The sequence below is a fragment of the Candidatus Poribacteria bacterium genome (assembly GCA_009839745.1).
GTDB lineage: Bacteria > Poribacteria > WGA-4E > WGA-4E > WGA-3G > WGA-3G.
Window position 1 is genome coordinate 57,554 of record VXPE01000050.1, and the last position, 13,436, is coordinate 70,989.

Genomic DNA, 13,436 nt, shown 5'->3' on the forward strand with positions numbered 1-13,436 from the left:
CTTTTAATTATTCCTTGCGGTCTGTTTCTTGAGTTCCCCCCAGCGTCCCGGAAGTTTGCCTTTTGGGTTCACCGCCAGAAAGCCGGTGTCATATGCCTCAACGATTGGCGAAAATATACTGTTTCTGCTGTCTAACCAACCTCCCAAGAGATAGATGGTACCATTCACAACAGCCGCCGTTGTTGATTTTGGGATCGTTAGAGGTTGTCCTTTGCGCCACTTGTTGACTGTTGGATTATAAATATCTACAGCATCAATATGTCTAAACCCATTGTTCGGATCGTAGCCGCCTATTGTCCAAATCTCATTATCGACGACAGCGGTTTCAAACCAACATTTCGGCATCGGTATATCAGGGCGTTTACGCCACGTGTTGGTTTTCGGATTATATGCCTCAATAGCATTAACAAGACGATCACCAAGGGGTCCCGCGAACGAAAGTTCACCGCCGAGCACATAAACTTTACCGTCTACAGCTGCAGCCTTCGCCCATTCTCGTTCTGTCGGCATACTCGTCCGTTTCTCCCATTTATTGATCAAAGGATCGTAAACCTCAACAAGACCTGTAGCTTCCCGTTTGCCGAGTTTTTTGTTCTGGATGCTCCCGCCAATGATATATATCTTCCCGTCAACGACAGCGGTGACGAACCCTTTACGGCGCGTTGGCATATCCCGTTTCCTGACCCATGTATCGGTGCGTGTGTCATACATCTCAACGATTTTTGTGTATTCCCCACGCATCTCCTCTCTGCCGCCAAATACATAGATGTCGGTGGAAAAAACGGCAGCTCTGGCAGAAATCCGCGCTGTCGGCATACTTGCAGCTTTCCGCCATGTGTTCGTCCGTGTGTCATAGACATCTACCGTTGAAAGTGCAGGGGCACCACCCCCTAAATTTTTATGGTGATCGAAACCGCCGGTCAGATAAATTTTACCATTCACAGCAGCGGCTGCCATGCCTCTTCTCCATGTTGGCAGTTCGGATACCTGTTCCCAATTTCCAGCAAAACTGTTAGCGGCACCAACGAGGAAAAGGATAAGAGCCCATTGCAAATACCTGCATTTTGCGAACATAGTTTTCTCCTTATACGGTTAGAACGTGCGTTCGAGATCAGACATTCGGAAAGAGAAGCTTTTTTCCCGTTAAAGACACAATTTTAGAGTAGCAAAGGTGCATAAAATTGGCACGTTAGCTGTGTATAAAGAACAAGACTTACGCAATTTTGACGATATGACGTTCCATTAGAGGAGAAACGCTCAAGAATCACAAGTGTTTTCAGGGCACAACCTAACAGGTTATGCTACAAAAGAGCGACCTGCGTAAGTCGTAAAGAAATTATTCCTGAAAATCGATTCGATTTGATGAGACACAAAAAATCTGTCTACGGCGAGGGTATCGTAGAATCGACATTTAGCGGTTTCTCAATAAGCACAACCGGTGCCTGACAGCAATCGCAATTCCCGGGGGCAACCGCTCGGATGTAACATATATCGCAGTAGTAATAGAGTTCATGTATCACACCATCTTTGACAGAATAAAACCGGATGACTTCCAATAGTTGCGTGTTGGGAAAGACGCGACCCTTGAGAATCAGATCTTTCTCATGGAGCTGCTCATCCACAAAGAGCGCCTCCGCCAGCGATGTCGGTAAAAGCGTATAGTATCGTCCATCCTCGGTCTTGACACCGTATAGAGGATCGCGGGTTTTCAAGAGTTCTACGGCATAGTGCGTGTGCATCTCCTCCGCCAAGCAGACGATTTTGCCTCGGAGTTCGACTTCTTGCGGTTTCTCTTTTGGCGTAGCTTGCAAGCCAAAACTTGCTGTTTGAGGATCGGTTGTAGGTGTGGCTCCGCTTATCAGAAAGATCAGAATAACAAAAAATGGGGATAATCGTTTGAAATTACGCATTTTTAATTTTTTGCTCCTGGACCGCTCTCCATTCCATTACGAGCGGGTTTCTGGTTCGCCGCGTCCTGATAGCGGGAATCAACACTCCATCGGACCTGATAACTGACATTCGGAATGGAGCGGTGTGGAGTGAGATTGGTGAGTAGAAGTACGCTGCCAAACTTAACAGGGACCACTACCAGATCAACTTCAGGCAATTCATCCGTTAGAAATAGTCTTATATTTGGACCAATTCAACCAGAATGCCGTCCGGGTCCTTCGCACACGCAACACCGACTGCGTCCGGCGCGCCTATCGGTTCAGATAGAAATTCAACACCCTTCTGCTTTAAGGCATCAACGGTTTCCTGAATATCCTCTACAAAAAAGGTAAGCCAGCGGACACCCGCTGAGAATCCATCTGCTGGTGTCGGCGGTGGTGATTCAATATCCATCAGCTTCAGAACGGATGCGCGTGTGGCATCCGAGGACAATGTGTTACCGGCTTTAAGCCGGACCTGGCGAAAGCCTGTTGGCGCAAGTCCGACACCGCGTGCGAGGTCATCTGGAATTTCCAACTCCAGCACGATCTCAAGTCCCAACTTGTTGTGATAAAAGTCGAGTGACGCTTCAAAGTCGCTACAGGTAATAGCGATGTCGATGGTTGAATGCGATAAGTTTAGCATGGATTTCTAATCTCCTGTCAGAACGAAGATTGCCTCTCGAAATTGACCGAGTGGACGCTCGCCATAGGTAATGTCCACAGGTATGACAATTCTGCTTGTCTGGGTTACAAACCCCTCCCACTCACTGGGTGGAATTGGAACGGAAAAATCGATGTGTCCGTCTGATCTCGCTGGAATTGTTGTTTCTGCGGGAGAAAGTTCCGTATTCCATGCACTCGGCAGGATCGGCTGGGCAATTGCTGTGCGTGGTTCATAAGAATGGTTCGTTATCTCCACGCGGAGCTGTGCCGTTTCTCCAAGCACAATCTCCTGTTCATAAGGATAACACCGGACCCAATGTTCGTCCATGCCGTAGTTGGCGTGGTCCCAAGGAAAAAGTTCAGTATAGCATTTTTCACGTTCGGCGAGTGTGTCCAGCATACACTGAATCTCAGCATCCGTAAAATCAAAGGCTGGATCGACATGGCAGTTAAAAATATGCGTCGGTTTGAGCTGCTGAATACGCCGCAGACATTTTTCGTAACCGGCATCTTTGCCGAGCAAATTCCGATTGCCTGAACAATAGTCATCAATTCCCGCCATCGTGAAGGAATCCCCTGCAAAAAACATCCGAACCCCGCGTCCCTCAACGAGCAATCCACCGTGATAATAGGTCTGTCCTGGAAAATGGTATGCCGTCATTGTGAACTCATTCCACTGCCAAGAATCTCCATCACAGGTAATGCGATCGACCCGGGTAACCGAAGGCGAAATACATGGAAGTCGGAAACCGCTCGGATTTGTGATCACTCGCGCGACAACCGAATCCGTTATCGTTTCGCAACGGAAGGTCGCTTGAAACTCAGGGATAGCGTCAACATGGTCATCGTGGTAGTGTGTTATCCAAAATTGGGTAACCTCCGACATTTCACCGTCTGCTTGTAATTGTTGGATCTGTTTGATAACATTCGGTGAGCCGCAATCCATCACGAACGCCTCACTGTTTTCGGAGATAATCAGCCAGGTTGTGCCGAAATGGCGGAGGAATTCGGGGGGTAGCTTTCCCTCTCGAATAGGCATGTGTCCCGCGCGTCCCTCAAATTCAGCAAAGAGTTTTGGAAAGTAGTGTCGGAGGGCGGAGATTGCGACGTATCTATCGTAACAGTGTGCCACCCGCTGTAGGAGTTCATCGATTGCCCTGTCTGGACTGTCCATAACAACCCCATGCGTGGGAACAAGTGTCGTTGGTGATGCCCCTCGGATTTTCTCAAGACTCTCCGTTAACGCGTCGCGGGCACCGAGAAAACCGTGATAGTCGCTCGTCTGCTGTCCCTTTTGCAAACTGTAAAGCTCCCACAATTGCCCCTCGTCATAAATGAGATCACCCGAAAAGGCGAATCGCTCTCCATCAACATCAATGAGATAGGTGACACTTCCATCGGTATGTCCCGGTGTTTCAAGAACTGTCAGGGATGCCGGTCCCCATTCAAACTGCGCACCCTCAGCATACGTATCCGTCACAGGGATAGGGTTGGCGAGCATGAGATTGTGCGGACGGTAATTGTAGAGATGCCATCGATATTGCGGATCGTTCCAAAAGGTTTCGACCCCGCTAAACCACGCCGCCTCTTTCGCTGGAATTCCGACGCGAACATTATCAGACATCGGGAAGCCTGCTGTGCTATCGCGATGGTGATGCGTAAACAGAATCTGTTCAACGTCGGTGATTCCGAGATCCGAGAGTGTAGTGCGGAGCGTAGTGCCACTCGGATCAATGAGGAGCGCGCGGGCACCATCTCGGAGAATACCCATGTTAATATGCCCATGATAAACGTATAGGTGATGGCTGAGTCGGGAGAAACGGGTCTGCATTGGTCATCCTTTTCCCAAAAACTATGCTTCTGCGAATTGTGGTCTGCCGAGGGCATCCGTTCTGCCTTGGCGTTTATAGTGAGGCAAGTGGCCACCTGCATCCGCCAAGATCCGCTCTTTTGCAAGGGCGATCCGATCGGCACCTTGGTCAGCGATGTTATGCTGACAGGCGACATCTGCTTCAAGGTCGAATAGCCGGACATCCTGATCGAAGTCGACGCTGGAGAAATACCAACTCCTCGCATCCTTATACCAAACGGAGTTGACATAGCGACAGGTCAGATATTCACGCGATGTCCAACCGCTTTTCCCCTCAACGAGTGGAAGCAAATTCTGTCCTTGAATCTCGCCAGCGGGTTCGACTTGACTAGCTGCCATAACGGTAGCAGGCACATCAAGCGTATAGACGAATTCATCACACGTCGTGCCAGCATTTACACCAGACGGGTGGCTCACCATCATAGGAATGTCCATCGTGCCCGGATACATAAAGTTCGCCGGTTTTCCGGTGGCTTTGTCTGGATTCTCTGCGAAGTTCGTCCCGTGGTCCGCGAGGAAAACGATGAGTGTGTTCTCACGGAGTCCGAGCCGATCAATGGTATCTACTAACCTTCCGAACCAAGTATCTACGAGCGTCACCAAGCCGGCGTAGTTGGCTTTAACACTCGGCAACCGTTCCTCAAGTTCAGCGTCGTTGAGCGAACCGTAGGGTAGATTGAGACAGATCGGTTCACGATCTTCGCGCTTACCGTAGAGGTCGTAGTAGTGGATGGGTGCTTCCCATGTTTCGTGCGGTGTGAAACTATCTACATAGAGATAAAACGGCGTATTCTGATGATTGTGTTCAACGAATTCAATTGCGGAGCGGAACAACCTCGCGGCGTGCCACGTCTCCTCTGGACGTTCAGGTTGGACGTTCACGATATGGGCACGGATACGTTCTGGATTGCCGCGATAGCGGGAGACCAGTGCAGGATCGGCGTGGGCAGCCCCCCGGTACCTGTCTTCGGCTTGACCGCGGACGAATTCCCATTGTTGGAACCCGCGCGTGAAATTCATGCCCGGCACGAAATAATGCGGCACATCGGCGAAGAAACCGGTATGATACCCGTTCCGGACAAGCGATTCAGCAATCGCGGGTTCATCGGAAGACATAGGTTGCCAACCCGGCGTATAAACGTTGTCCCACGGCACGGGGGTATAAGTGCTGAATGGATACGCACGTCTACCGGTGTGTAAGGTGCGGCGCGTCGGGATTGTCGGTAAGCATTCCGGGTGGGCGTTCGTAAATCTGACGCTCTGTTCAGCAAATCTCGCTAAATTTGGCGTATGAATCCAATCGTTGCCATAAGGACTGAGATATGCGGTTCGCAGTGTATCTGAAACAACGACGACTATGTTCAAACTCATTTTTAAATTTTCCTTGCGGTTCGGTTAGGTGAGTTCCGGTTAATTAGTTCTTTTCCGTATATCCGCTTTCTGGACGGGCGAGGCGACCTCGCCCCTACACACTTTGGTTATTGGGGTGCGGTATAATCGAAAACGAGGACATCCTCAACAAGTGGACGGATGTGTTCGCTCGCGACTTGGCGGTGAAACGGGTGTGGCAGATATGCGTCGCGTGCCGCTTCGTCTGTAAAACGCACGATAAAACCGTATGCATACCCCTGACTCTTACCTTCAGGACTGTTGTTCGTGCCAGCAGTTATGGATTCAATGCCGGGAATTTCACCAGCCATTCCCAATAGCGTATCGGACAAAGTTTCCAATTGTGCTTCGGTAATCCCTGATTTTAACTTCAATAGAACGATGTGTTCAACCATTTTTTTAGTTATGGCCTCCTGGGCTGCCCGCCACTCTGTTCCGGGCAGGTTTTCAGTTAATTCGCGCCTGGGTCGGGACCTTTTAAGTCTAAAGAGAAGGACTTTCAAAGCGGGACGATTCCCTGCTGGCTCCGCGCAAATTCGTTTTGTTTGGTAAATTGAGAAAAATTGTTGTATAATCATAAGTATGACACAAATGTTGTTTTTTTTCAAGTTTCAAGAAGTTGGCAACCCCATAACAAAGGAGCATCAAAGATGAAACTGACTTATGTTTGTATCGCAGCACTCTGTATCGCAGTCGCACTAAGTGCCTTCGCTGCCGATCCAGTGGTGGTCACAGAAATAAAGGATAACAAGGGCGGGATTTATAAAGCCGTCGAGTTGGAAGAGGGTGGAAAATTTTTCCACGATAGGGACTATACGATTACGAATATCCCGAAAGACTTTCGTGGACTCACGCAGGTCTCCACGTCAGCAGACTGTCCCGGCGGACAGGACTACCGACTCACGTTTGAAATCGACCGGCCGGCTTATATCTACCAAGCCTGGGATAGCCGACATACACGTCCAGAAGACCGTGGACAGGATCCGAAAGGCTGGTTTACAAAGGGATATACGGATACTGAAGAAATCCTCATGTTGGACGCTCCGCACGCCCCAACCGAGTATTTTATCTACAAATCCAATGAACCGCATCCGGCAGGAACAGTGGAGTTGCTCGGTATTGATGAGGTCATCGGAGATCCAGTCCTCATGTGGACGATCTTCCTCGAAGAAGGTGTACTTCCTGTTGACCCCGCTGGGAGTCTAACGACAACCTGGGGCGAAATTAAATCGGATCAGTAGCATTCTCCACAGGCGGGTTCATCAACCCGCCTTTTTGCATTACGATTTAAACAAGAGGGAGAACCCATGGCATTTAGCGATTTCAAAACAATCCCTGAAGTCTTAAAGAGATTCAGAATCACATATAATGCTGTCTTCAAAGCGAGCACTGCAGCACGATCAGAAACCTGTTAATAGATAATACACGCCCCACCTGCACACACACTCCCTGCTTTCTGCGTCACATCACCGGCGACACTATCAGCCTCACCTGCTTCAAACTCGGCGACGATGTCCATCGTTCCCTCCGCTGGTTCCGATAGACTGAGGTGGAGCGTATCGCTCTGCGTGAACGTCACTGTGCATCCTGTCGCCTGAAAAAGGGTGATCGCGATGCAGAAGAGAATCAGAAGGGAAAACAGACGAACCTGTACGTATTTCATGGTTAAATCTCAACTCTCCGGAGGTCGGCTTGGTCAAGTGTATTTGTGCCTAAACCGAGGACACTCGCTGTGTTAATATGGTTTGCTAATTTAGACACAGACCCCAACTCCAACTCCTCGCGCTTCTGGTTGACAGTCTGAAGGACAAGGACATCAAGGATAACCGGATCTGCGCCGACAAAGAGGCTGCCATATTTCCAGGCGCTTTCGGCGTGATATGTCGGTCCTCGGTCGAACGATGCAACCAGTCCATCAACGATATTGAGGACGAGTTTATCTTTCAGGACCTTATGCTCTAAAATCTCGGCGATAGCCGGATTGCAATAGATCGGTTTTCCATGGAACCGGCGTGTGTTATCAACACTGCCAAACGCGAGGTTCTTTAAACATCCACTGATCCCTGCCATTTCATGGTGTTTCAAAACCGGAACATTAATCAACACATCAACATGCTGCGTAACGATTCGGGAATACCGGGAGCGAGTGCTTTCGTTTTCTCGGCGGTTAACGCTGTCTTTTTCACTTTCGTAAAATACTTCGTCGTCATACCCGACCCCTTCTGTATCAGAGGCAAAAGTCTGCACTGCGCCTTCATCTTGTTTGATGGGGTAACCAGCGTTCAAGAGATGGTTTTCAAACCGGTCCCAGATAATAATTTGTTTTTTGAGGACACCCGCGCCATATACCCCTTCAACAATCTTATCAACAATGATAGGATGTGTGCTGAATTGCGGTCCACCGAGCGGGTTGATTTTTATGCCGACGATGTCGTCGGGTAGAACGATATCTCGCCATGCCTCCTTCGCAGAAGCACGTCCAGTGAACTTCATCATCGCCTGATCAATCAGTTCACTGACAGCGTCCTCATCGAGCCGATCGCCATCCCAGACGTTTTGACTCACCGCCTCAACGACAGGCGTGAGAGGCGTTGTTGTCGTGGTATCGGGCTGTAACTGTCCACTACTCAACTGTGCGAACGCCGGAAGTGTACTGAGTGCGCCACCGATGCCGCCAACACCCGTAGCAAGCCGGGTTAAGAATTGTCGGCGGTCAAGCGTATCTCGGTGCCGTGCAGCTTCTTGGCTGTCGGCAATAATCTCTTCTATAACGGTGTCGTAAGGTTTCATCAAAGTTTCCCCAATTCCGTGAGAATCTGCGCGGTCGGCACACGCACGGCTACCCCGTCAATAGATTTCCAAGCGACTGTCCCATCCTTGCGAAGGACATAGGATGCAGGACGTGCTATCCTATTGTTCCCAGGATCCAAGACGTTGTAGGCACTGATGACCGCTCTGTCTTTATCCGAGAGGACAGGGAATTCAAGTCCACTGCCTTGGACTGTCTTTTTGGTATCACCTTCATCATCGGAACTGATAGCGATGAGTTCCGCGCCTGCCGCCCGAATGTTCGCATAGTTTTTTTGCAACTCTCCGAGTTGCCCTCTGCAGAACGGTCACCAGCCGCCGCGGTAAAACACCAGCACTACGTTCGTGTTTCCGACATAATCAGCGAGTGCGTGTAATTTGCCATCGCCATCGGGTAATTCAAAGGCGGGTGCCTGACTTCCAGTGCTTAAGCCTCGACCTGGATCCAACTTCTCGGGTTCAGCCCGCCGAGTCAGTTGAACCTGTAGCTCTAAGGTCTCCGCCGCAGGTATCGGATGCACGCGGACTTCGGTCTTTTCGTAACCCGCAGGTGCGACCGCTAAGGTGAAGGCTTGTTCCACAGGAAGGTTTTCAAAGGTGAAAATACCCGCTCCTGTTGTCAGTGCTTCGTAAACTTTGCCTGATTTATCAGTGAGTTGGAGATTGACTGCACCGAGCGGTTCATCTGTTGCTTTATCCGTTAATATACCGCGCAGGTGCGAAACCGGAGTCGCCAATGCCACAAGTGCGACCTTATCCAGCGAGACGACTTGTCCAGAGGTGACAGTGACATTTACTTCTTTGGTTTCATACCCTTTTGCCGATATTTGGAGCGTGTAGTTTCCAGCTTCAATTGATGTCAGTTCATAAGTCGCCTGCGCCTCAGTTTGCGCTAAGAGTTGCCCATCTCTTAGTAAACGCACTTGAATCAATACCCCATCAATAGGTAGCACCTCTCCACGTAGCGTCCCTGTCGGCGTCTCAACTGCCGAAGTATCTACCGTTTCCTTAACAGGGTTTTCTGTTCCACAATTCAATCCTGCGAGCAGCAGGCATACCAAAGCAAGCGTGTGTATAGGTCTCATAATTTTTCCTATGTGTTTATCTGTTTTTTATTCTGCCCCACGTCGTTGTTAGCTTGTTCACGGGTTCAACCGCAGCCGCGGTTTCAACGCCATTGTCCATGAGTTCTTTCATATCTTCCTCTTCCAAAGCAACATCGAAGAGGGCAACATCGTCAATAATACCTTCAGTATACCGATCATAATGTCTTGCGATGTGAAACACGCCGTCACTGGTGCCGTATCCATCTTTTTCGTTGAAATCAATCTCGGCTTCCATTTTGCCATCCACCCATATTGAGGACTTGCCGCTGGAAGCATCGGCGCGTCCGGCGATGAAGTGCCACTTCTCATCGGCGACAATCGTGGTGCCGTGGCAAGGAAAACTTGTCGAGGCACTATCACGCAAATAGAGACTCACGGTGTTCTTAGATCCATTGTCCCAAAGAAGATACCACGGCACTGCCTGCGATGTATCCTCATAGTTTTTACCGACGAGTGAGCCGCCAACCTTGCTGCCTTTGTAATAGAGGGTAATCGTGAACGAGACACCCGCCTTAAACGCGACAGCGTCTGAGTGCGGAACTTCCACCCAATTGCTGGCACCATCAAATTCGAGGGCTTTCCCGAATTTCCCGTCTACCCATTTTGCGCCATGAATCTCGCCATCGTTTCCGTGTTCTGACGAATCAATGGCGACACCACCTTTCCCTTCGTCAAAAAGCCACATTCCCCTGATATTCTTTGGGTCAATATCAGCGAAACCGGGTAGTGCTGTGAGTAAAAAGACCGCCATAAAACTCGCAAGACTTATTCGTACATTTTTAAATAAAAACATTAAGGTTCCTCCTCAAAATCGCTGTCAGCTCACAATAACAGATAAGCAATTTCTATGCCATTCCATTTTCTATCTCAAGCGTGAAATTTCGCACGAAATGGGGCAATTTCTTGCTTCAGCATGCACAAAAAGGGGCAATCGTGAATGGCTGAAATATCAAATACACGCGCTAATCCTTATAGTATACCATTCATAGTAGGATTATGTCAAATTGAACGGGTAGTCGGTTTACATAACCAGCGTATAGACTGGGTTGAACGGAACATTAAAAATCACATGCATTTGTCAAAAAACTTCCTAATTCTCAAGATGATTGCGTATGGAAAAACTGTAATGTTAGTTGTTCTGCACTATAATTACCTTCAAAATCCCGTTGATTCATGAATAGGGTCATTTAGTTTTCCGTTTTTTTACGCGTTTTGATCCCCCGGTCCGGTAGGTGCGGTTTCTAACCGCACCATAGGTGTCAATTTAGCACTGCCTTAGGTTTAACACGTGATGCCTATGGGGGGCATTGTGTCTCAACCTCTTGAGTTCCGTAGGAACGCTATGTTTATAGAAGAAGGGACCCCACCCTATTCAGCCCTGTAAGGGCGATATGTCTGTAGCGTCGATATATTTATCAAAGTTAGAAGGTGTTTCGGCTTTTTCATATTCTCATTCGCAATTGTATGCTCTTGCACAGTTGATTAAGAATCAAGAATACCCTCATTGAACAAAGAGGTTTGGTGAAGCATATGTTGAACTTCTTTATCTTTTTGGGATTGCTGATGATATGAACTATGTTTTTGAATGCGAAACTGCTGAGTATAGCGTATAAACATATCGCCCTGACAGGGCTAAAATAGACAATGCTACCGCTTTCTATAAACATATTGCCCTTACAGGGCTGGGAATCCTGAGAGAACCGTTTTCTATAAACATCCTGAGTCCGATAGGGAGTTTATGTCTATAGGAGCGTTTTCGATCGAAGTCCCAAGACGTGTAAGGGGTTTTTGCTTGGGTGTTTCTTCAGCATGTTCATCACTGCTAAAGCACTGTAAAATCCCTAAATTGATCCCTATGGTGGGGTTAATGAAGTTTAATTATTTAAATCGGTAATTTCCTAACGATACCCGGTGCGGTTAGAAACCGCACCTACCGGGTCTGGAGAAAATATCAAATTACCGAGATATTTTCTGAAACTTCACCAAACCGCACCGGACCGTAAAAAAAGACGAGAACTTCGATAATTTCTTAAAACTAAATAACCCTAATTCATGAACGCCGTTGATTGACAAAGAACCGCCGTTTTTGATACAATAATCTTTGCTTCGCCACACAACTAAGACTCCAAGGAGACAGACGGACGAAAAACACGAATTACGCCCTCCATTCCACTATTAAACGCTTCCGATGTCTGCTGTTAATGCTAATTTTGCTGCTGAATGGATCGGTTCAGGCGGCGTTCGAGAATATCGAACTCATGGCGGGACCCGCGGGGATGGGCAGCGCGTACTCGGCAGCAACACAGGATACCAGCGCACTGATATGGAACCCCGCAGGTTTGGCACGATTACGGACTCCCGAAATCGGTGTCAGTTACCTCGATCTGCACGGTGTATTAGGTTACAGTTTCGTCGGCGTGGCACACCCAATTCGGAAAGGACACACCCTCGGTGCAGCACTCCTAAACTCAAGCGATACAGAAGGGATCTCTCAAGAACGGATTGTGATGCTGTCTCTCGCAACCCGTATATGGAAGCGGTTACATATCGGTTTTAATGCCAAATACTTTAGCACTTCGGTCAATTTGGATCAGATGCCGTTAGGGCGCGGAACAGGATGGGGCACTGATCTCGGCATCCAGTATGACTTTATGAGGGAAATGGTTAGAATCGGTATCGTCTTCCCGAATCTGTTCTCGAACCTGTCGTATCGTCGACTTGAAGAGACACCCTCCAAAACCACCTACAGTGAGTCGCTGCTCCGTGAATGGCGTATCGGTGCTGCGGTAAGCGTCAATTTCGGCTCAGGGGCACGCTACAGACAACTGGAGGCTGTGTTAGCGGCTTTTGAGATCGCTAACGGTGTCCCGCTTATCGGATGTGAGTACCGAAATGATATAAGATACGGTGAATTCGCGCTGCGGTTGGGATGGCGTTTCGGCGGTGGACCCACCGCTGGATTTGGTTACCAGCGCGGCAATATTAGTTTAGATTACGCCTTCGTGAACGAGAGATACGGTTCGCAGACCTCACTGTTTTCAGTCCGACTCTTCTATTGATTTTTGGATGAGGTTGATGGTAAACTATCCACAGCAAAATCCATGAAGGTCAGAACCCATCTTGTGATTATCCAAAAAAGGAGGCGGCACGATGGAAAAACCAACGACTATTCAAGAAATTATCCAGCGATTAGACAAACTCACGCCCGTGCAACAGAAACAGATTTTAAATTCCGTTCTCTCTTTTTTAGGGGAACCGATAAGAGGCACACCGGGAAAGGAACTGCTTAAATTTGTAGGGACAATCTCGAAGGAAGACTTGGAAATCATGAAGCAGACAATTGAGGAAGGATGTGGAATGACATCGTTATCACAAGGACAGTATACCAAAAAGCATTGATTTTCTCATACCACCTGTGATAAAATCTTTTCAAGAAATTGGTAAGCACAGAAACCACATCCGCTCATCAAAAAGGAGGCGACACAATGGAGAATTTAAAGACAGAACTTTTGGAACAGATAGAAAAACTCACTCCCCTGCAACAGAAACAGGTTTTGGATTTTGCGTTAGAACTTTCGGGTGAACTGTCAAAGCGTTACCCGGGGGAAAATCTACTTAAACTTGTAGGCACAATCTCGCCTGAAGACCTTGAAATCATGAAACAGGCAA

General features: G+C 48.4%; 16 protein-coding genes. 4 read left to right on the plus strand and 12 right to left on the minus strand.

The features are described 5' to 3' along the window. Window positions 1–3: 3 nt before the first annotated feature. The 7 genes from F4X88_08465 to F4X88_08495 all read right to left on the minus strand — a co-directional run bounded on the left by F4X88_08465 (window position 4) and on the right by F4X88_08495 (window position 6,431). Window positions 4–1,074, minus strand: a complete 1,071-nt coding sequence (locus F4X88_08465; protein ID MYA56312.1) for a hypothetical protein — start codon at window positions 1,072–1,074, stop codon at window positions 4–6. Window positions 1,075–1,382: 308 nt separating this feature from the next. Further along, window positions 1,383–1,910, minus strand: a complete 528-nt coding sequence (locus tag F4X88_08470) for a hypothetical protein (protein MYA56313.1) — start codon at window positions 1,908–1,910, stop codon at window positions 1,383–1,385. A gap of 2 nt (window positions 1,911–1,912) precedes the next feature. Continuing rightward, window positions 1,913–2,107 carry a hypothetical protein gene (locus tag F4X88_08475; protein MYA56314.1) on the minus strand — a complete coding sequence of 65 codons (195 nt, stop codon included), beginning with the start codon at window positions 2,105–2,107 and terminating at the stop codon, window positions 1,913–1,915. A gap of 20 nt (window positions 2,108–2,127) precedes the next feature. Then, on the minus strand, window positions 2,128–2,574 hold the full coding sequence (locus F4X88_08480) for a VOC family protein (protein MYA56315.1): 447 nt from the start codon (window positions 2,572–2,574) through the stop codon (window positions 2,128–2,130). A gap of 6 nt (window positions 2,575–2,580) precedes the next feature. Continuing rightward, complete coding sequence (locus F4X88_08485) at window positions 2,581–4,425, minus strand: MBL fold metallo-hydrolase (GenBank protein ID MYA56316.1); 1,845 nt, start codon at window positions 4,423–4,425, stop codon at window positions 2,581–2,583. 21 nt (window positions 4,426–4,446) lie between these two features. Then, window positions 4,447–5,835 carry a sulfatase gene (locus F4X88_08490; protein ID MYA56317.1) on the minus strand — a complete coding sequence of 463 codons (1,389 nt, stop codon included), beginning with the start codon at window positions 5,833–5,835 and terminating at the stop codon, window positions 4,447–4,449. A 107-nt stretch (window positions 5,836–5,942) separates the two neighbouring features. Further along, window positions 5,943–6,431 carry a Dabb family protein gene (locus F4X88_08495; protein ID MYA56318.1) on the minus strand — a complete coding sequence of 163 codons (489 nt, stop codon included), beginning with the start codon at window positions 6,429–6,431 and terminating at the stop codon, window positions 5,943–5,945. Window positions 6,432–6,503: 72 nt separating this feature from the next. On the opposite strand from F4X88_08495, the gene F4X88_08500 reads away from it, so the two are divergent. Then, entirely contained in the window at window positions 6,504–7,094 is a 591-nt protein-coding gene (locus F4X88_08500) for a hypothetical protein (GenBank protein MYA56319.1), read from the plus strand. Between the two features lie 170 nt (window positions 7,095–7,264). Here the strand turns inward: F4X88_08500 and F4X88_08505 are convergent, their stop codons facing one another. From F4X88_08505 to F4X88_08525, 5 genes are read right to left on the minus strand one after another with little or no spacing between them, the layout of a single operon-like run. Beyond that, window positions 7,265–7,516: a hypothetical protein gene (locus F4X88_08505; GenBank protein ID MYA56320.1), complete on the minus strand. Its 252-nt coding sequence runs from the start codon at window positions 7,514–7,516 to the stop codon at window positions 7,265–7,267. 2 nt (window positions 7,517–7,518) lie between these two features. Continuing rightward, on the minus strand, window positions 7,519–8,643 hold the full coding sequence (locus tag F4X88_08510; protein ID MYA56321.1) for a DUF362 domain-containing protein: 1,125 nt from the start codon (window positions 8,641–8,643) through the stop codon (window positions 7,519–7,521). Next, on the minus strand, window positions 8,643–8,942 hold the full coding sequence (locus tag F4X88_08515) for a peroxiredoxin family protein (protein ID MYA56322.1): 300 nt from the start codon (window positions 8,940–8,942) through the stop codon (window positions 8,643–8,645). Before F4X88_08515 ends, F4X88_08510 begins: the two co-directional genes overlap by 1 nt. 27 nt (window positions 8,943–8,969) lie before the next feature. Then, the gene (locus tag F4X88_08520; protein ID MYA56323.1) at window positions 8,970–9,746 is read right to left on the minus strand and encodes a PEGA domain-containing protein; all 777 of its coding nucleotides are present in this window, start codon (window positions 9,744–9,746) and stop codon (window positions 8,970–8,972) included. A gap of 16 nt (window positions 9,747–9,762) precedes the next feature. Further along, window positions 9,763–10,560 (minus strand): LamG domain-containing protein, encoded by a 798-nt coding sequence (locus tag F4X88_08525; protein MYA56324.1) that lies wholly within the window; start codon window positions 10,558–10,560, stop codon window positions 9,763–9,765. Between the two features lie 1,408 nt (window positions 10,561–11,968). Between F4X88_08525 and F4X88_08530 the strand changes: the two genes are divergently transcribed. The 3 genes from F4X88_08530 to F4X88_08540 form a co-directional block, all read left to right on the plus strand. Continuing rightward, window positions 11,969–12,826, plus strand: a complete 858-nt coding sequence (locus tag F4X88_08530) for a hypothetical protein (GenBank protein ID MYA56325.1) — start codon at window positions 11,969–11,971, stop codon at window positions 12,824–12,826. 91 nt (window positions 12,827–12,917) lie between these two features. Further along, window positions 12,918–13,166 (plus strand): hypothetical protein, encoded by a 249-nt coding sequence (locus F4X88_08535; GenBank protein ID MYA56326.1) that lies wholly within the window; start codon window positions 12,918–12,920, stop codon window positions 13,164–13,166. A gap of 86 nt (window positions 13,167–13,252) precedes the next feature. Next, a partial coding sequence (locus tag F4X88_08540; GenBank protein ID MYA56327.1) for a hypothetical protein occupies window positions 13,253–13,436 on the plus strand: 184 nt, incomplete at its 3' end.